The organism is Micromonospora sp. MW-13, from assembly GCF_003434305.1.
Lineage (GTDB): Bacteria > Actinomycetota > Actinomycetes > Mycobacteriales > Micromonosporaceae > Micromonospora.
Window position 1 is genome coordinate 1 of the sequence record NZ_QKKX01000013.1, and the last position, 17,293, is coordinate 17,293.

Sequence of the window (17,293 nt, forward strand, 5' to 3'; positions counted from 1 at the left end):
GGCGACCCGACCGTCCGCGGCGGGCAGGGCGTCTGGAGCGGGCAGGGCGTCTGCGGCGAGCAGGGCGTCCAGGCCGGCCAGGGCGTCGGCGAGGTCGGCTGCCACGACCGCCGCCCGGCAGGCGAAGGCCCGGCGGCCGAGCGCGAGGGTGGCGGCCACCTCGGCCAGCGGCGGGGCCGCGCCGGCCAGGTGCCGCCGCAGCCGGGTGAGCGCCGCCCGCAGCGCCACCGGGGTACGCGCCGACACCGGCAGCAGGTGCTCCGCCGCGTCCGGGGCGTCCGGGGCGTCCGCCGGCTCGACCGGTGGCGGCTGCTCGACGACCACGTGGGCGTTGGTGCCGCCGAGCCCGAACGAGCTGACCCCGGCCACCCGGCGGGCCGCCTGCGGCCAGTCCCGGGCCTTCGTCGGCACGTGGAACGGGCCGCTGGCCAGGTCGATCTCCGGGTGCGGCCGGGTGAAGTGCAGGTTCGGCGGGATGACGCCGTGCTGGACGGCGAGCACCGTCTTGATCAGCCCGGCGATGCCGGCGGCGGCGTCGAGGTGACCGATGTTGGTCTTCACCGAGCCCAGCGCGCAGGACTCGGCGGGGGCGGCTCCCCCGTACACCTCGTGCAGCGCGGCGACCTCCAGGGCGTCGCCGAGCGGGGTGCCGCTGCCGTGCGCCTCGATGAACCGGACCTCGCCGGGGGCGACCTCGGCGGCGGCGAGCGCGCCGGCCACGGCGGCGGCCTGCCCGGCCGGGCCGGGCACCGCGAAGCCGGCCCGGTCGGCGCCGTCGTTGGTGACCGCCCAGCCGGGCAGCACGGCGTAGACCCGGTCCCCGTCGGCCTGGGCGTCGGCGAGCCGGCGCAGCGCGACCACGCCGGCCCCCGAGCCGAAGCCGGAGCCGTTGGCGGCCTCGTCGAAGGCCCGGCACCGGCCGTCCGGGGAGGCCATCCCGCCGGCGGTGTGCCGGTACCGGGGCCAGGTCACGTTGACCCCGCCGGCCAGGGCGATGTCGCACTGGTAGTCGGCGAGGCTCTGGGCGGCGACGCAGACCGCGACCAGCGAGCTGGAGCAGGCGCTCTGCACGGCCATCGCCGGCCCGGTCAGCCCGAGCCGGTACGCCACCTGGCCGGGCAGGTGGTCGGTGGACTGCCGGCCGACCAGCCGGGCCTCCCAGTCGTCGGGGTCGACGTCGCCGACGACCGCCGGATTGTCCATGAGGTGGAACAGGAAGTACCGGTTGGCGGAGCTGGCCGCGTAGACGCCGACCAGCCCGGGGAACCGCGACGGGTCGTGCCCGGCGTCCTCCAGGGCCTCCCACGCGGTCTCCAGGAACAGCCGGTGCTGCGGGTCGGTGCGGGCGGCCTCCTGCGCGCCGAAGCCGAAGAAGTCGGCGTCGAAGTCGGCCACGTCGTCGAGCCGGCCGGCGGCCCGGACGTGCCGGGGGTCGCCGAGCAGCCGTGGGCCGATGCCCAGGGCCGCCAGCTCCTCGTCGGTGTGGTCGTGGATCGCGTCGACCCCGGCGCAGAGGTTCCACCAGAAGGTGGCCAGGTCCGGGGCGCCGGGGAAGCGGCCGGCCATCCCCACCACCGCGATCTCGTCGCCGGTGTACTCGCGGGCGGCGGTGGCCGGGGCGGCCGGGGCCGGCCCGACCGGGGCGCGGCCGGATACCGGCGGGGCGTCGACGAGGCGGGCCTGCGCCTCGACCGTGGGATTCTCGAACAGCCGCAGCAGGGGCGGGCGCACCCCGAACCGCTCGGCGAGCCGCTGCTGGACCACGCCGAGCAGCAGCGACTGGCCGCCGACGTCGAAGAAGCTGGCGGTACGGGCGACCGCCGGTCGGCCCAGCACCGCGCACCAGATGTCGTGCACGGCCCGCTCGGTGGCGGTGGCCGGCTCCTCCCCCGCCGGGACGTCCCGGGCCGGGTCGGGCAGCGCGCGCTCGTCGATCTTGCCGGTGACGGTGAGCGGGAACTCGTCCACCACCACGACGGCCCGGGGCAGCGCGTACTCCGGCAGCCGCCGGGCGAGGGCGACGCGCAGGGCCGCCGGGTCGAGGGGCCCGCCGGCCGGCCGGGCGTACGCGAGCAGCTCGCCGTCGCGGGCGATGGCGCGGACCGCGCCGACGCCGGGCTGGGCGGCGAGGACGGCTTCGATCTCGGTCAGCTCGACCCGGAACCCGCGCACCTTGACCTGCCGGTCGAGGCGGCCGAGGCAGACCAGAGCGCCGCCGGGCAGCCGCGCGCCGAGGTCACCGGTCCGGTACGACCAGACCCCGTCAGGCTCGCGGGTGAACCGGTCGTCGGCCCGGTCGAGGTAGCCGGGGGCGACGTGCCGGCCGCGGACCACGATCTCGCCGGTGTCGCCGGCGAGGTCCACCTCGTAGCCGGGAAGGGCGGCGCCGATCGGCAGCGGGCCGGTGGCGGCGGGGTCGACGTCGGCCAGCGGCAGCGCGTACCGGGCGGCGAACGTCATCTCGGTCGCGCCGTAGCCGTTGACCAGGACGCAGTCGGGGGCGAACCGGTCCCGCCCCCGGGCGGCGTCGGCGCAGGTGGCCTGCTCGCCGCCGAGCAGCACCGCCCGGACGGCGGCCAGCCGCCGGTCGCCGAGGGCGTCGAGCAGGAACCGGTACACCGTGGGGGTGGAGTGGTAGACGGTGACCCGGTGCCGGACGAGCTGGTCGACGGCGTGGGCCAGGCCGTGCCGACGCAGGTCGACCGGGACGACGGCGGCGCCGGTGAGCAGCGCCGGGTACAGGTCGGGGATGGCCGCGTCGAAGCTGAACGAGGCGAGCAGGCTGAGCCGGTCGTCCGGGCCGACGGCCAGGGTGGCGATCTGGTTGTCGACCACGTGGGCGAGGTTGCGGTGGGTCTGCCCGACCGCCTTCGGCAGCCCGGTCGAGCCGGAGGTGAACAGCACGTACGCCAGCGCGTCCGGGTCGACCGGGGTCGGGCGCAGCGGCGCGGGGGTCACCGCGTCGGTGGTCAGCACGGCGGTGCCCGGGCGGTCGGCGGCGAGCCGGTCGGCCAGTTCCCGGTGCTCCGGGGCGGCCAGCACGGCGTGCACGTCGGCGGCGGCGAGCATGTGCCGCAGCCGGTCGACGGGAAAGCCGGGATCCAGCGGCACGTACGCGCAGCCGGCGGCGAGCGCGCCGAGGAGCGCCGCGACGGTCGGCGCGCCGTGCGGGGTGAGCAGGGCGACCCGGTGGCCGGGGCGGGCGTCTGCGGCGGTGAGCAGCGCGGCGTGCCCCCCGGCGGCGGCGGCGAGGTCGGCGTAGCTGACCGGACTCGCCCCGCCGAGCAGGGCGGGCCGCTCGGGAACCGTGGCCGCCAGGTCGGCGAAACGATGGATGACCGCGTACGTTTCCATGTCAGCCGCGGCGAGGCGGCGCACCGCCGGCAGGCGCGCAGCATCGGGTAACTGTGATCACGATCCCCCCCAGGACTTCACAATGGATGCAGCATAGGACTCGATACCTGGGCGGCAAGATCATCGATCAGAGATCGGACCGAACGGCCGAACGCGGCGACCCGGGAAGGTCGGCGAAGTTCACCCGATCATCCCCCTAGCGCATAGAGGAGCTTCGGAATAGACAGGTACCCACAAGTGTTTTTGCGGCGAAGACCCCCGCAGGCAGGGGTTTTTCCTAGGCGACCGGCCCTGAACGGCAGCTCAGGAAGGGCGTCGCCCGCCGTCGGCGTCAGTTATCGTACGGCGACTCGGCCGGATCGACGGCCCCGTCGCAACCGTCCGGGTGGCGCGTCACCAGTTCGCGGAACTCCCCGACGGTGATCGTCTCCCGGAGGGTGGCGAACACGGCCTCGGCGCCGGCCCGCGCGGTCTCCGGGTCGACGCCCGCCCGCACCCCGACCCGGGACAGGAAGTCCTCGGCGGAACCGTCGGACGCCTCGACGCCGCGCTCCGGACCGCCCTCGACCCGCTGCGCCAGCATGCCCAGCACCGCCCGGGTCACCGCGGCGGCCTCGGCCGGCGACACGCCCGCGCGCCGGGACACCGCGTCGACGAAACGGGGAAACCGCACGATGCCCTCCCATCCTCGCACCGGGCCCGCGCTTACCCGGACCCGCCGTCGCCAAACGGTCGGTGCCGGGCCGGCCGGCTGCCACGCGGGCCGCGCACCGGCCGGCGCCATGGGGGCGACCGGTGCGGTCGGCCGTCGCCCCTGCCTCTCGTCGTTGGTCGATCGACGAAAGTCCTTCCCGCACCCGGTACGCCCCGGGACTTCCGGTCCGGGCGGCCCGGGCCCCCGGCCCCGCCCCGGCGGGCCGCCCGGCCCTGCCCGAGCCGGCCGGCCCGCTCCTACCGTCGAGGTGGGAACGAGGAGGTCACCATGCGGACGTGGCAGGTACGGGACGTGATGACGACGGACGTCGCGGCGGTACGGGAGGGCACGGCGTACCGGGAGATCGTCGACGTGCTGACCGGCCGGCGCGTCACCGCGACGCCGGTGCTGGACGACGCGCGGCGGGTCCTCGGAGTGGTCTCCGAGGCGGACCTGCTGCACAAGGTGGAGCTGCTGGGGCAGCCGCACGAGCGGCGGGTGTTCCCCGGCCGGCGGCACCGCGAGGCACGGGTCAAGGCGGGGGCGACCCTGGCCGGCGACCTGATGACCGCGCCCGCGGTCACCGTCGCTCCGGACGCCTCCCTGGTGGAGGCCGCGCGGCTGATGACCGACCGCCGGGTCAAGCGGCTGCCGGTGGTGGACGACCTGGGCCGGCTGGTGGGCATCGTGACCCGGGGCGACCTGCTGCGGGTGCACCTGCGCCCGGACGCCGACATCCGCCGGGACGTGGTCTGCGAGGTGCTGCGCCGGGTGCTGGCCGTCCCGGACGGGGCCGTCGACGTCACCGTGCACGACGGCGTGGTCACCCTCACCGGCCAGCTCGACCGGAGGTCCACGGTGCACCTCGCGCTGCGGCTCACCGCCCAGGTCAGCGGGGTCGTCGAGGTGGTCGACGCGCTCGGGTTCGCCGTGGACGACGCCCCGCTGGGCACGCTGCGAGCCGGCTAACACTCCGGCCGTTTCCCGCCTCGGACCGGTCCTTCAGGTTGCTCGGGCTGGCTGCCTCAGGTCGAACGTTCGGCAATGAACACCAACTCTCGACCTGGGCGGTCGGATGCCTCCCGCACGTCGAGGACTCGGTAGCCGTTGGCGGCCAGGCTCGATTCGACCTCGTCGTGGTTGCGGAACCGGAGGGTCGAGTCCGACGTGACGATCTCGCCGTCGGTCAGGAACCGGTAGGTGTATCGGAAGGAGACGAAGGGAAGGCTGACGTCGGTGACCTCAAGGCGCTGTTCCACCCGTCCGATGTCCGGGATATCGAGGGTGACCGGATCGCCGTCCGCCGCCCACTCCTCCCAAGCGCGATGTTCGGGGCGTCTGGTTTCGAGAACGAGATGGCCGTTCGGGCGAAGGGCGGCGTGGATGCCCTGGAGGGTCTGCGCCCAGTCGGTGTCGGTAAGGAAGACCTGGGCCACGTTCCCGGTCATCGTCGCCAGGTCGGCATCGAGCGCCGGCAGTACCGTGGCGTCGCCGTGGATCCAGCGGACCCTCCCCGCCTGGTCTTTCAGCTTCGCGACCTTGAGTGAGGCTTCGGCCGGGTCGACGCCCACGACCGTATAGTCGCGCTGAGCGAGCAGGATCGCCAGGGATCCTGTCCCGCAACCGACGTCAAGCACCCGACTCGCGGTCAACTCGCCGGCGATCGCGAGGTAGGCGGCCAGGTCGTCGCGGTCTCCATCGAAGGCGTCGTAGACACGTGCGAGGAGGGGGTGGGCAAAGATCGCATCGGGCATCCGGGGACCATTTCCACCATCAAGCGCTTCGGTGACGGACATTCGCCGACCAGGGCCACCGGTCAGCGGCGGCCGGTGGCCAGGGCGACGAGGTACTGTCCCCCGCCTGCGTCGACGCTTGCGGTCACCGGCAGTCCGGGCACCAGCCGGGAGAACCGGTCGACCAGCCAGTCCGCCGCCTCCTGGGCGTCCTTCTTGCTCGGACAGCGGGCGACCAGCTCGCGGCCACCCTTGCGTTCGAGTCGCTCGGCGACGGCGATCAGCGGCGCGGGCTCCACCACGTGCAGACGGTCCGGCCAGGCGATGACCACCTTGACCGCGCCCTTGCGGGTGTTGCAGGCACGGTGCGCGAGTCGCTCGGCGACCTTGGCCTTCTTGTCGGCGGTGCGGCTGTCGACGCTGGGACCACGCGGGTCGTTCACCGACATGTCGGCGTCGACCGGCTCGTCGCACACCCAGCATCGCCAACTGTCACGCCGCGCGACGTCATCGAGGAGACTCATCCGAGCAAACTAGCCTGTCAGCCCCCGGCGAACGACAGCCCCGGCCGCAGCGAGCGCCGCCAGCCCGTAAAACAGATCGCCGCACGCCACGCCGACCCCCGCACCACGATGCGCTACGACCGCGCCCGCAAGAACCTCGACCGCCACCCCACCCACATCCTGGCCGCCCACATGGCCTCCGGAACATGACAAGCGACTCTGCCGATGTGCGAACGCGGGTCGCAGGCGGCCTGTGTCATCGTCCTTCCATGTCGATCGACTTGCGCGTGGCGGACAATCGGGATGTGTCGTTCCTCGTCCAGGCGGACCTTCACGTCGGCCGGCAGGAACTCCACAGGGTCATCGAGGCTGGTCGAGTCACCGTTGCCGTGGAAGACACGTCCATCCAGGGATGGCTCAGGTGGGGCCTCTTCTGGGACGAGATCCCCTTCATGAACATGTTGTTCGTTCTCGAGCAGCACCGCGGCAAGGGCCTCGGCACGCGGCTGATCCAGCACTGGGAGAATCAGCAGCGAGCAGCGGGCTACGGCTCGGTGATGACATCAACCCTGGCGAGCGAAGAAGCCCAGCATCTATACCGCCGCCTGGGTTACGTCGATCGCGGATGCCTCCTGCTACCGGGCGAACCGCTGGAGATCATTCTTGCCAAATCTCTCGGACAGTGACGCACTCGTCTTCCGCCGACCGGGCGTCATGGTACGTGACCGGAGCCGCGTACGGTCAGGCTGGCGAGGTAGCCCCGATGATCGAGAAGAACGCCCCCTGTGGATCGGTGAGCACCGCGAACCGGCCCCGCGTCAGATCGGTCGGCGGCACGGACACCAGCCCCTCCAACCGTTGCGCCTCGTCGGCGACGGCGTCGGTGTCCGACACCGCGAAGTAGACCATCCAGTGCGACGGAAGGTCACCCCAATCTTCGCCGAGCATGGGCATCATCCCGGCGACCGGGCGGCCATCCAGCAGCCAGGTGGTGTAGGTGATCGGGCCCATCGGTTGGTCGTCCGCCGTCCAGCCGAACACCGACCCGTAGAACTCCTTCGCCCGGTCCCACTCCCGCGTGGTCAGCTCGGGCCAGGTCAGCGAGCCGGGCACGTCGAACACCTCGGCCCCCGGCATACCGAGCGACTGCCACACCCCGAACGGCGCCCCGGCCGGGTCGGCGAAGAGCGCCGTCCGCCGGGAGCCGGGGACGTCGAAGGGCTCGGTCAGGATCCGGCCGCCGGCGGCGGTCACCCGCTGGCAGGCCCCCTCGGCGTCGTCGGTCGCCAGGTAGGGCATCCAGGCAGGCGAGCGTTGCGGGCCGGCCCCCGGCCCGGCACCGGCCACCGGTTTGCCCTGCTGGTGGAAGACGAGGTGACCGTCAGCCGCGGGTTGCCGGTCCGCCTCGGCGACGGCCCAGCCGAACAGGGGCGCGTAGAAGCGCGCCGCGCCGGGGAGGTCGGTGGTGACCAGGTCGACCCAGGCGGGTGCCCCCGGTGGAATATCTGTCATGGCTTCGGCTTCGCTTCCTCTCATTGGGGCCAGCCGGGCCGGATTCGACCCGTTCGGCCATCGTCGCGAGCACCGCGCCGGTCACCGCGGCGGCCTGCGCCACCGGGATCCCGGCACCCCGGGACACCGCGTCGACGAAGCGGGGATACCGCACCGCGTCCCCCCGTCCTCGGACCGGGCCCGCGCTTACCCGGGCCCGGCGCCGCCAAACGGCCGGTCCCGGTTGCGGACGACCGGCGCGCGAGCGGCCCCACCGGCTGACGCCGCGCGCCGAGACCGCCTGACCGCGCGGCCCGGCCGACGGACCGGCCGGCGGCTCAGTCGGCGGCCGGATCGGCGGCGAGGACGTCGAGCAGCAGGGCGGCGGTCCAGCCGAACGCGGGCGAGCCGAGGCCGACGCCGGTGTCCGGGTGGAAGTACTCGTGGCAGCCGGCCGTGGCGACCAGGTCCACCATGGACGCGCGCAGCCCGGCGGCGAGGTCGAGCCGGTGGTGGGTGCGCAGGCCACGCCACAGCAGCCAGTCGAGGTTCAGCCAGCTCGGTCCCCGCCAGTAGCGCAGCGGCTCGAAGTCCGGCGCGGTCCGGTCGTGGCTGGGCAGCGGCCGGTCCATCCGCGCGGCCAGCCCGAACCGGGGCGAGCACGCCTCCGCGAGCACCGTGGCGACCTGCCGGGGCGGCAGGTCGGGCAGCGCCAGCGGGACGACGCCGAGCGCGGTCCGGGCCGGCACGAGCCGGCCGGCGCGCAGGTCCCGGGGGTGGAAGGCGCCGGTCGCCGGGTCGTACAGCCGGTCGACGAGGGCCGCGGTGATCCGGGCCGCCCGCTCGCGGTGCGGACCGGGATCGCCGCCCACCGCGCCGGCGATCGCCGCCAGGGCGTGCTCGGCGAGCCCGAGCGCGGTGTTGAACAGCGGGCACTCCACCAGGAACTGGTGCCGCCCGGCCAGCCCGTCGTCGCCGTACCGACCCGCCCGGTAGGCGTCGGCCAGCGCGACGTACCGCGCGTAGTCCAGGTCGGTGGGCCGGTGCGCGGCGTCGGCGTGCACGGTGTCGTGCCGCCGGTACGCCCGCAGCACCGCCACGTCGGCGGGCACCGCAGCCAGCGGCGGGTCCCAGGCGGGGCTGTTGTCCAGCCCGGACTCCCAGGGATGCACGAGGCAGGCCAGCCCCGCCCCGCCCACGTCCCGCCGGCCGGTCAGGTAGCGCTGCTGGGCGACCAGCCGGGGGTAGAGCCAGGCCAGTTCCGCCCGGCCCCGCTCGGACGGCGACCGCCGGTACGCCAGCCAGGCGGCGAGGGCGTGCACGGGCGGCTGGACGATGCCGGAGGTGGCCACGGCGGGCGCGCCCGGGACGCGGGCGGAGTCCCAGAAGCCGGGCCCGGGGAAGTACGACCCGGCGCGCAGCGCGGGGTTGAACACGATGTGCGGCACCCGCCCGTCGGCCCACTGGGCGGCGAACAGGGTGCGCAGCTCCCGCCAGGCGCGGGCGGGACGCACCGTGGCCAGGCCGATCGCGATGAACGCTGAGTCCCAGCTCCACTGGTGCGGGTAGAGGGTGCGTGACGGGACGGTGTGGTCGTGCTCCCAGTTGCCGTCGAGGGTGGCCACCGCCAGCCGGCGCAGCGCCCCGAGGTCCCGGGCCCCGGGCGGCCCGCCCGGGGGCGCGCCGTCGGCGGCGGCGCCGGCGCGCACGCCGCCGTCCGCTCCGGCTCGGTGGGCCCGAGCACGGTGATTTACCATGAGTCACATCCCGGTAGCACTGGGCTCCAGTGTCGAACAAAAAATCAGCAGATGTCTCGCAATTGATCAATTGAAGGTACGAATCAGCTACCTACCCTTCGCAGGGGGTGCCGCCGATGCCGTCGCGCCCGGGCTGCCGCTGCCCGCCGAGGGCCTGACCAGCGGCGTGGAGCAGGGCTGACCCGGCGGCCCGAGCCGGGGGTGGCCGCTCGGGCCGTCCGCGCCCCGGATAGCGTGGGGTGATGGCCAGACCGACCCGCTGGGTGACCGACACCGGCCCCGAGCACTCGCAGTGGTACATCGACCGGTTTCGCCGCCTGGCGGCCGAGGGCGCCGACCTGGCCGGGGAGGCCCGGCTGCTGGACGCGCTGGTGCCGCCGGGCTCCCGGATCCTCGACGCCGGCTGCGGCACGGGGCGGGTCGGCGCGGCGCTGGCCGCCCGTGGCCACACGGTGGTGGGCGTGGACGCCGACCCGGCGCTGGTCGAGGCCGCCCGCGCCGACCACCCCGGCCCGCGCTGGCTGGTCGGCGACCTGGCCGAGCTGGACCTCCCGGCGGCCGGCGAGCCGGAGCCGTTCGACGCGGCCGTGGTGGCCGGCAACGTGATGGCCTTCGTCGCCCCCGGCACCGAGCCGGAGGTGCTCCGCCGGGTCGCCGCCCACCTGCGCCCGGACGGCGTGGTCGTGGTCGGCTTCGGCACCGAACGGGGCTACCCGCTGGCCGACTTCGACGCCGACGCGGTGACCGCCGGGCTGCGCCGGGAGCACCGCTTCGCCACCTGGGACCTGCGCCCCTGGACCGACGACGCCGACTTCGCGGTCACCGTGCTGCGCCGCCCGGCGGCTACGGCGTGAGCCGGCACCCGAGGCGCCGACGGGTGGCTCGCCCTCACCCGGCGGCGACGGCGCGGGCGGCGGCCGGGTCGAGCGGGCTGCCGGCGGGCACCCGGCTCACCACGCCGGCCGGCAACCGGACGGGCGTCACGTCCCGGTAGCCGAGCATGCCGAGCACCTCGGCGTCGGCCAGCACGTACCGCCGGCCGAGGTCGGTGACGACGGACACCGCGCCGCCGGTGGCCCCCGGCGCGGCGGCCGACTCCACGACAGCGCCGTGCCCGGGCTCGACCACCACGTGGTCGGCGACCGCCGGGCCCGTGGTACGCGGGCTGCCGCTCAGGTCGGGCACGGCCGCGCCGAGCCGCAGGTCGCGCACCTCCCCGTCGGCTGCCACCCCGACGCAGAGCGCCCCGCCGTCCGGGGCGGCCAGCCGGGGCGGGCTGGTGGGCGGGGCGGCCGGCCCGGTCGGCACGAGGTCGGGCTGCTTGGGCAGCGCGGCGAACCGGCCGAGGGTCAACGCCGCCGGCTCGCCCTGGCCGGTGCGGGCGAGCAGCAGGCTGGCCTGCAACTCGGTGATGCCGGCGAGGCCGTCGGCGAGGGCGACGGCGTACTGCCGCCCGCCGCCGGAGTTGCGGATCAGGAAGACGTCGCCGACCACTGCGCCGGGCACCCCGGCCGAGGGCCGCCCGAGGCCGGGCAGGTCCGGCGGGGCGAGGTCGGCCCCGGCCGGGAAGCTGTCGATCAGGGCGGGTGCGGCCGGCACGGCGCGCTGCCGGGTGGCGGCGAGCGCGGCGAGCGACCGGGCGGTGTCGCGCAGCAGGTACCGGCGGGCGTGCCAGACCAGGTGCAGGCCGCCGTCCGGGTGCCGGAGCAGGACCGCGTCGTCGCCCGGGGCCCGGCCGCCGGTGGCGGCCACCCCGATCAGCACCGCCGATCGGGGGGCGGTCCGCTCGGCCTCGGTGGTGGCGACCGAGCAGACCGTCCAGGGGGCGGTCGACAGCCGGGCCCGGTCGGGCAGCGAGTCGGGGGCGTCGGGGATGCCCAGCGGCAGGCCGCGCGGCACCCCCTCGATCGAGCGGCGGGAGACCAACACGGTCTGCGGGCGCTCGGCGCCGATGATCAGCAGCGCCGAGGCGTAGTTGAGCACCGGGTGCAGCTTGCGGTCCCGGTAGACGAACCGGGCGCCGGACTCCTTCTCCACGATCACCGCGCCGGGGTCGCGCCACCTGGTGCCGCCGCCGGTGAACAGGCCGTACAGGGCGAAGCCGCCCAGGGTGATCGCGGCCACCAGCACGCTGGCCAGCCCGGCCCCGGCCAGCCGCCGGAACGGGGACCGCGCCGGGTCCGTCTCCCGCATCACCAGGGCGGCCACCGCCCGCTGGACGGTGAACTGGTACGAGTGAAGCTGGTCCTGCCGCGACGGCATGCGGTCCCCTCCGACGGGTCGGTCGGGGCACAGGATAAGCGCTGCGTCGATCCCTCGAAGACCCTCCGTCGCCGGCCGCAGGGGCCGGCCCGGTGGCCGGCGGATTACCCCCCGGGGTACCTTCGACGTGGAGGTGACGTGGTGAGGCTGCGACCGGAGATGACGTCCGACGCCCTGACCCGCCTGAAGCGGGCCCGGGGTCAGCTCAACGCCGTGATCGAGATGATCGAGTCGGGGGAGGACTGCCGGGCCACCCTGACCCAGCTCGCCGCCGTCTCCAAGGCCCTCGACCGGGCCGGCTACAAGCTGATCGCCTCCGGGATGCGGCACTGCACCGCCGCCCGGGACCGCGGCGAGGAGCCGGAGATGACCGAGGAGGAGCTGGAGAAGCTCTTCCTGGCCCTGTCCTGACCGGCGGCGGCCCGAGCCGGGCGCGGGTCTCCTGCGGTCACACCAGCCGCCGGTGGACGAGCACCCGTAGGGCCACGAATCCGGGGACGGCGGGCAGCCAGAACGTCGCGAGCCGGTAGATCAGGACCGCCGCGACGGCCGTCTCCGCGGTCAGCCCGTAGAGCAGCAGCCCGGACACGAGCGCCGCCTCGGTCGCCCCGAGCCCACCGGGCGTGGGGGCGGCGGAGGCGACGCCCTCGCCGACGACGCACACCAGGATCACCGGGGGCAGCAGCGTGAAGTCGACCGGCTGGCCGACGGCGAGCACCGCGAGGTAGAGACTGGCGCCGTAGCAGAGGGTGAGGGCGAGCGAGGACACGACCAGCCGGACCAGCCGGTGCTGGCGGGTCAGGGCGCGCAGGGCCGACAGCACCTGACCGACCGCGGCGCGTCCCTGCCGGCGCAGCCGGGGGATGGCGAGGGCCGCCGCCGCGGCCAGCAGCACCGCCACGACGGTCAGCAGGATGGGCAGCGCCCTGGCGCTGGCCTCGTGGGTCAGGGTGCGGGCGGGCTCGCGGGCGAAGGGCAGCAGCACGGGCAGCAGCAGCACGACGGAGCCGACGCCCGCGACCCGGGACACGGCGACGGCGGTGGCCGCCTCTGCCGTGGGGATCGCCTTCTGGTGCAGGTAGCGCAGGCTCAGGGCGGCACCGCCGACGCTGCCCGGGGCCAGCCGGTTGGCGAAGGACGCGGCGACCTGCACGACGGTCGCCTCCCCCAGCGGAATCCGGTCGGCGGCGGCAAGACGCAGCACGACGGCGCTGAGCACATAGGTGGCCCCGGAGGCGAGCAGGGTCGCGGCGACGGCCGCCGGGTTCGCGTGGGCCATCAGGCGCAGGGCGGTGCGTACCTGCCCGACCTGGGGAAGGAGGAGGTGTACGAGCAGGCCGAGGATGAGCAGCAGCCCGATGCCGCGGGGGCTGACGCGCACGACACGGGCCAGCCGGTCGTCGCGGGCCGGGTAGTGCCGCAGGATCTCGTCGCGTACCTGGTCCAGCAGGTCGGGGAACCGGCGTAGCGTGCTCCGTCCCGCCCGGGAGAGCACCGGTTTCTGTAGGTACGGCAGGCTGTCGGCGACGGGCCCGCCGCCGAACTGGACGACGGCCGCGTCGACCGCGGCCCGTGGGGTGACCCGGCTGGCGAGGGTGACCAGCAGCTCGACGACGTCCCGGGACTGCTGGTCGGTCGAGGCGTTGTCGGCGCCGAAGCCGAAGTCGACGAGGTACACGGTCCGGCCGCGGACGAGGATGTTGGCCGCGCGCAGGTCGCGGTGCGCGATCCCGGCGCGGTGCAGCAGCGCCACCTGTCGGCAGACGTCGGCCACCGCGGCGAGCGGCAGCGGTCCGATCGCCGAGTCCAGCGCGGGGGCGTCGGCGAACTCCTGCACCAGCAGGGCGTCACCGCCCTCGGTGGTGGCGGTGGTGACGACTGCGGGCACGCGCGCCCCGGCCCGCTGCGCCAGCAGGACCAGGTAGGTTTCGTGCTCGTTCTTCTGCTTCGCAGTGGCATATGGTGGTTCGTCCGCCACATGCCGGTAGCGCAGTCGCCGGTAGAACTTGTACGCCCAGTCGGCGTCGCGCTGTTCACCACCGGTCACCTTCACGAACATCCGGCGGCCGTCGGCGGTGTCCGCCCGCCAGGGCCGTGAGCCACGGGCGTCCCCGGTGATCGGTTCCAGCCGCACGGCGTCGATCCCGCGCCGCGCGAGCACCCGGCGCAGCCGCGAGGTGGACCGCTCCGGGCCGACCTCGCCGACGATCAGGCGGGTCAGGCACACCGCCAGCCAGCCGACCAGGAACCCGCCGACCGAGTCGGCGGGCAGGTGCGCCCCGACGTGCACGCGGGCCAGGGCGACCAGGACGATCACCGCCCACAGCGGTCGGTGCCAGCGCGGGTCGACGGCGCGGGCGGTGACGAGGCACAGGGCGGAGGCGACCGCGACGTGCCCGGACGGGTAGCCGAACGCTCCGGTGATCGTGTCGTGCGTCCGTACGTCGGCCAGCAGCGCCGTCGGTCGCTCCCGGGCCACCGCAGCCTTGCCCAGCACCGCGAGCCAGTACGCCAGGTTGCCGGCCAGGAACAGGTCGCGGGCGACCGCGAGGCGCCGCATGAGCGCGGCCACGGCGGCGACGACGAAGACGGCCACGTACGACCCGAGCTGCATGACCACGACCAGCCCGGGAGTCAGCCCGGCCGGCAGTCGGTTGAGCAGGGTGAACAGGTCCCGCTCCCAGCGGGCGACCGGGTGGTGGCGCACCGCCAGGCTCACCGCGACCAGCAGGCCGGTCGAGGTGACCAGGCTGACCAGCAGCGCCGGTGACGGGCGGTGCGTCCGGGCCATCACCAGTCCTCGACTCCGACGGTCGCTCCCCGGAGCCGGCTCCGGGCCTGTGGATCGACCCTACGGCCCGGGTGGGCTCCGGCACGGCCGTTTCCCCGCGCCGCCGGGCCGAACGGCGTACGGCGTGCGCGGGGGCCGTCAGCCGCGACAGATCCTCACGTCCGGTTGGACGTCCAGCTTGTTGAAGACGTTGTCCACCCGGCCGATGCCCGCCTTCTCCTCGATCGGTCCGGCGTTGACCAGGTCCAGGAAGGCGTTGATCACCTTCACCAGGCCGGCGGGGATGCGGTAGCCGACGCCGTAGTCCAGCCACAGCCCGAGCTGGGTGCTGCGGCACAGCTCGATCGGCGCGCCCAGGGCGGAGCCGACGGTCAGTCCCGCCGTGGCGGTGACCGTGGCGTACAGCCCGGAGGTGAAGCCGAGGATGCCCAGGCCGACCCGGAACGCCGCCTGGTAGTGGACGATGATCCCGCTGACCCCGACCGACGGGCCGTAGATCGAGTCGGTGATGCTGTTGCGGACGGTGAGGTTCCAGGGTTTCGTGACGCCGAACGCGCCGTCGGCGTAGCCGAACCCGAGGTCGCCGCCCAGCGACCACTCGCCGGCCGCCTTGATGTTGCCGTCCCGGGAGCTGAACGCCGTCTGCACCCCGACGAGTTGGTTGGCGGTGACGGAGAACGGCACGCCGAGGATCTCACCGACCGGCACGCTGAAGTCCAGCGGGATCGGGATCCGCTTGTTGATGTTGCGCCCCGCGTCGGTGGCGCCCGCGATCTCGATCCGCAACCCGGCCATGCCCGCGATCCGAAGTTCCGCCCGACGTACCGCACCGCCCCGGATCTCCAGGTGGAACCGGGCCGACGGGCTCTTCATCAACAGGGTCACCGTGCCGGCGACGCGGATCCCGCCGCCGTCGTAGCTGAACCGCGCGCCGACGCCGTCGGCGCAGCAGACCGGGGTGACCGCGAAGCCGGCGGCCCGCCGCCGGGCCACCACGGGCATCATGCGCCCGCCGCCGCCCGCGCCCGACTCGGCGTCGTACTCCGCCCAGAACGGCGTGCCCGCGTCGTACCGGGTCGGGGAGTCGAGGGAGACCGGGCGGTCGCCGGCGAAGGTGCCGTCGCGGATCACCTCGGTGATGTCCACCGGCCCGAGGGTCACCGCCAGGTCGTCCCCGTCACGGCGAACGTCCAGCACCCGCCCGACCGCCCGCCCGGTGAGGAACATGACCCGGCCCCGGGCGAGCTGGTCGGCGCCGCTGGCGGCGGGATCGATGCGCCAGGTGAGCGCGTCGTCGGACAGGCCCCGCACCGACCCGCCGCCACCGCCCACGAACACCACGTCGGGCTGGTAGGTCACCTGCGGATCGCGGGCCGGCGCCGCCCCGTACCGCTGGTCGCCGGTGGCGGGTGGGCCGGGTGGCGTGGGGCCCGGTCCCGACCGACCGCAGGCCGCGGGCAGCAGCAGGACCGCCGCGAGCAGCGCCGCCGTCGCGCGGCCACGCCGGGTCCCGGATGCCGGCACGTCGACTCCCCCGCAGCTCAGAGCCGGCCGGCGACCGTACGGGCCAGGTCCGCCAGGGGCTTGCGGTACCTCGCCGGGTCGTCGGTGCGGACCAGCCGGATGGAGACCCACACCCCGCCCTTGTTGACGAAGACGGTGCCGTCCTCCGCGTACGCCTCGTCGCCCGCGCCGGCGATCGGGGTGAACTCGTGCCCGAGTTCGCGTTCGATGTCGAGGAACTTCTTCGCGCCGTCGCCGACGAACACCTCCACCTGGGCGGTGGGGCCGGTGACCGGTCCGGTGTAGGTGCAGGTCTCCCGGATCGCCACCGGGTCGTCGAGCGGGGTGCCGGCCAGCTTCTCGGCCTCCCGCTTGGACACCAGGTCGCAGGCGTCGACCGGGGGCGCTGCCGGCGGTTCCTCCGGCGCCTGCGAGGTGGCGGTGGGCAGCGGGTCGCCGCCCGGCGTCGGGGTGGCCGCCAGGCCCGGGCCGCCGCCCGCCGCCGGGGCGGCCCCGCCGTCGCCGGCTCCGCCGACGCCGATCATGCCGCAGCCGGCGAGCGCGGTGACCGTCAGCCCGGCGACGGCGACGGCGACGGCGCGGCCGGGGCCGGTGCGCCGCCGGGAGGTTGCGGGATACGTCATCGTGGGTTCACTTTCCTGTCCTGGACCGGCGTCACAGCGGGAGGGCGTCGAGCAGTTCGCGCAGCGTCCGCTCGTACCCGTCGGGGCTGGCGCCGAGCCGTTCGAAGCTGCTCAGGATCACGGTGTAGCTGCCGGTGCCGCTGACCACGACGGCCTCGGCCTCGATGTCCTTGACCGCCAGGTACGCCTTCTCCCCCTTGTCGACGTCCGTCACCTCGCGGTACACCTTCGTGGCCTGGTTCCGCTGGTAGTCGTAGGTGCTGCCGCCGGCCAGCCGGGAGGCGGTGGTGACGGTGAGCTGGGCGACGCCCTTGCCGTCCCCGAACGAGCAGTTGCCCTGGTCGACCATGGCTTGGCCGACGATCTCGGACACCCGGGTCGCGGTGAACGGGCACGGGGGCGCGGGCGCGTCCGCCACGTCCCCGCCGGCGTTCACCTCCACGCCCGCCCCGGTGGCCGGGTCGGTGCCGCCGGTGTCCTCGGCGCCGCACGCGACGAGCGGGACAAACAGGAACGAGCACAACACGGGTACGAGCAGACGGCGCACGGTCATGGGCCGAG

General features: G+C 74.9%; 16 protein-coding genes. 5 read left to right on the forward strand and 11 right to left on the reverse strand.

Annotated features, from left to right (window positions below):
• Both C5N14_RS10060 and C5N14_RS10065 read right to left on the reverse strand, forming a co-directional pair.
• Positions 1 to 3,354: AMP-binding protein (locus C5N14_RS10060; protein ID WP_117667818.1), on the reverse strand; the 3,354-nt coding region annotated here is incomplete at its 3' end.
• Positions 3,355 to 3,685: 331 nt separating this feature from the next.
• Positions 3,686 to 4,027 (reverse strand): DUF2267 domain-containing protein, encoded by a 342-nt coding sequence (locus C5N14_RS10065; protein WP_117667819.1) that lies wholly within the window; start codon positions 4,025 to 4,027, stop codon positions 3,686 to 3,688.
• A gap of 309 nt (positions 4,028 to 4,336) precedes the next feature.
• Between C5N14_RS10065 and C5N14_RS10070 the strand changes: the two genes are divergently transcribed.
• Positions 4,337 to 5,017 carry a CBS domain-containing protein gene (locus C5N14_RS10070; protein ID WP_117667820.1) on the forward strand — a complete coding sequence of 227 codons (681 nt, stop codon included), beginning with the start codon at positions 4,337 to 4,339 and terminating at the stop codon, positions 5,015 to 5,017.
• A gap of 56 nt (positions 5,018 to 5,073) precedes the next feature.
• Here C5N14_RS10070 and C5N14_RS10075 read toward each other — a convergent pair whose 3' ends face one another.
• On the reverse strand, positions 5,074 to 5,802 hold the full coding sequence (locus C5N14_RS10075) for a class I SAM-dependent methyltransferase (RefSeq protein ID WP_117667821.1): 729 nt from the start codon (positions 5,800 to 5,802) through the stop codon (positions 5,074 to 5,076).
• A gap of 62 nt (positions 5,803 to 5,864) precedes the next feature.
• Positions 5,865 to 6,305: a hypothetical protein gene (locus C5N14_RS10080; protein WP_117667822.1), complete on the reverse strand. Its 441-nt coding sequence runs from the start codon at positions 6,303 to 6,305 to the stop codon at positions 5,865 to 5,867.
• A gap of 248 nt (positions 6,306 to 6,553) precedes the next feature.
• On the opposite strand from C5N14_RS10080, the gene C5N14_RS10090 reads away from it, so the two are divergent.
• Positions 6,554 to 6,970 (forward strand): GNAT family N-acetyltransferase, encoded by a 417-nt coding sequence (locus tag C5N14_RS10090; protein WP_243639394.1) that lies wholly within the window; start codon positions 6,554 to 6,556, stop codon positions 6,968 to 6,970.
• A 55-nt stretch (positions 6,971 to 7,025) separates the two neighbouring features.
• On the opposite strand, the gene C5N14_RS10095 is transcribed toward C5N14_RS10090, so the two are convergent.
• Positions 7,026 to 7,796, reverse strand: coding sequence for a VOC family protein (locus tag C5N14_RS10095; RefSeq protein ID WP_117667824.1), 771 nt, complete (start codon positions 7,794 to 7,796; stop codon positions 7,026 to 7,028).
• Between the two features lie 317 nt (positions 7,797 to 8,113).
• Positions 8,114 to 9,484, reverse strand: a complete 1,371-nt coding sequence (locus C5N14_RS10100) for a hypothetical protein (RefSeq protein WP_371685826.1) — start codon at positions 9,482 to 9,484, stop codon at positions 8,114 to 8,116.
• Between the two features lie 46 nt (positions 9,485 to 9,530).
• Here C5N14_RS10100 and C5N14_RS31720 point away from each other — a divergent pair, with 46 nt between their 5' ends.
• Complete coding sequence (locus C5N14_RS31720; protein ID WP_128763547.1) at positions 9,531 to 9,713, forward strand: hypothetical protein; 183 nt, start codon at positions 9,531 to 9,533, stop codon at positions 9,711 to 9,713.
• Positions 9,714 to 9,774: 61 nt separating this feature from the next.
• On the forward strand, positions 9,775 to 10,386 hold the full coding sequence (locus tag C5N14_RS10105; RefSeq protein ID WP_117667825.1) for a bifunctional 2-polyprenyl-6-hydroxyphenol methylase/3-demethylubiquinol 3-O-methyltransferase UbiG: 612 nt from the start codon (positions 9,775 to 9,777) through the stop codon (positions 10,384 to 10,386).
• 34 nt (positions 10,387 to 10,420) lie between these two features.
• On the opposite strand, the gene eccB is transcribed toward C5N14_RS10105, so the two are convergent.
• Positions 10,421 to 11,794, reverse strand: coding sequence for a type VII secretion protein EccB (eccB, locus tag C5N14_RS10110; protein ID WP_117667826.1), 1,374 nt, complete (start codon positions 11,792 to 11,794; stop codon positions 10,421 to 10,423).
• 141 nt (positions 11,795 to 11,935) lie between these two features.
• Here eccB and C5N14_RS10115 point away from each other — a divergent pair, with 141 nt between their 5' ends.
• Positions 11,936 to 12,205, forward strand: coding sequence for a metal-sensitive transcriptional regulator (locus tag C5N14_RS10115; RefSeq protein WP_117667870.1), 270 nt, complete (start codon positions 11,936 to 11,938; stop codon positions 12,203 to 12,205).
• 37 nt (positions 12,206 to 12,242) lie between these two features.
• Here C5N14_RS10115 and C5N14_RS10120 read toward each other — a convergent pair whose 3' ends face one another.
• The 4 genes from C5N14_RS10120 to C5N14_RS10135 form a co-directional block, all read right to left on the reverse strand.
• Positions 12,243 to 14,585, reverse strand: a complete 2,343-nt coding sequence (locus tag C5N14_RS10120; protein WP_243639396.1) for a flippase-like domain-containing protein — start codon at positions 14,583 to 14,585, stop codon at positions 12,243 to 12,245.
• A 138-nt stretch (positions 14,586 to 14,723) separates the two neighbouring features.
• The gene (locus tag C5N14_RS10125; RefSeq protein ID WP_117667828.1) at positions 14,724 to 16,109 is read right to left on the reverse strand and encodes a hypothetical protein; all 1,386 of its coding nucleotides are present in this window, start codon (positions 16,107 to 16,109) and stop codon (positions 14,724 to 14,726) included.
• 17 nt (positions 16,110 to 16,126) lie between these two features.
• Positions 16,127 to 16,732 carry a hypothetical protein gene (locus C5N14_RS10130; RefSeq protein ID WP_117667829.1) on the reverse strand — a complete coding sequence of 202 codons (606 nt, stop codon included), beginning with the start codon at positions 16,730 to 16,732 and terminating at the stop codon, positions 16,127 to 16,129.
• Between the two features lie 31 nt (positions 16,733 to 16,763).
• Positions 16,764 to 17,285 (reverse strand): hypothetical protein, encoded by a 522-nt coding sequence (locus tag C5N14_RS10135; protein WP_117667830.1) that lies wholly within the window; start codon positions 17,283 to 17,285, stop codon positions 16,764 to 16,766.
• Positions 17,286 to 17,293 lie beyond the last annotated feature (8 nt).

Coding starts and splice junctions, on each gene's coding strand:
- C5N14_RS10105 (WP_117667825.1), top strand. CDS start 9,775: ATGGCCAGACCGACCCGCTGGGTGACCGACACCGGCCCCGAGCACTCG.
- eccB (WP_117667826.1), bottom strand. CDS start 11,794: ATGCCGTCGCGGCAGGACCAGCTTCACTCGTACCAGTTCACCGTCCAG.
- C5N14_RS10070 (WP_117667820.1), top strand. CDS start 4,337: ATGCGGACGTGGCAGGTACGGGACGTGATGACGACGGACGTCGCGGCG.
- C5N14_RS10120 (WP_243639396.1), bottom strand. CDS start 14,585: ATGGCCCGGACGCACCGCCCGTCACCGGCGCTGCTGGTCAGCCTGGTC.
- C5N14_RS31720 (WP_128763547.1), top strand. CDS start 9,531: ATGAGTCACATCCCGGTAGCACTGGGCTCCAGTGTCGAACAAAAAATC.
- C5N14_RS10090 (WP_243639394.1), top strand. CDS start 6,554: ATGTCGATCGACTTGCGCGTGGCGGACAATCGGGATGTGTCGTTCCTC.
- C5N14_RS10130 (WP_117667829.1), bottom strand. CDS start 16,732: ATGACGTATCCCGCAACCTCCCGGCGGCGCACCGGCCCCGGCCGCGCC.
- C5N14_RS10095 (WP_117667824.1), bottom strand. CDS start 7,796: ATGACAGATATTCCACCGGGGGCACCCGCCTGGGTCGACCTGGTCACC.
- C5N14_RS10075 (WP_117667821.1), bottom strand. CDS start 5,802: ATGCCCGATGCGATCTTTGCCCACCCCCTCCTCGCACGTGTCTACGAC.
- C5N14_RS10080 (WP_117667822.1), bottom strand. CDS start 6,305: ATGAGTCTCCTCGATGACGTCGCGCGGCGTGACAGTTGGCGATGCTGG.
- C5N14_RS10135 (WP_117667830.1), bottom strand. CDS start 17,285: ATGACCGTGCGCCGTCTGCTCGTACCCGTGTTGTGCTCGTTCCTGTTT.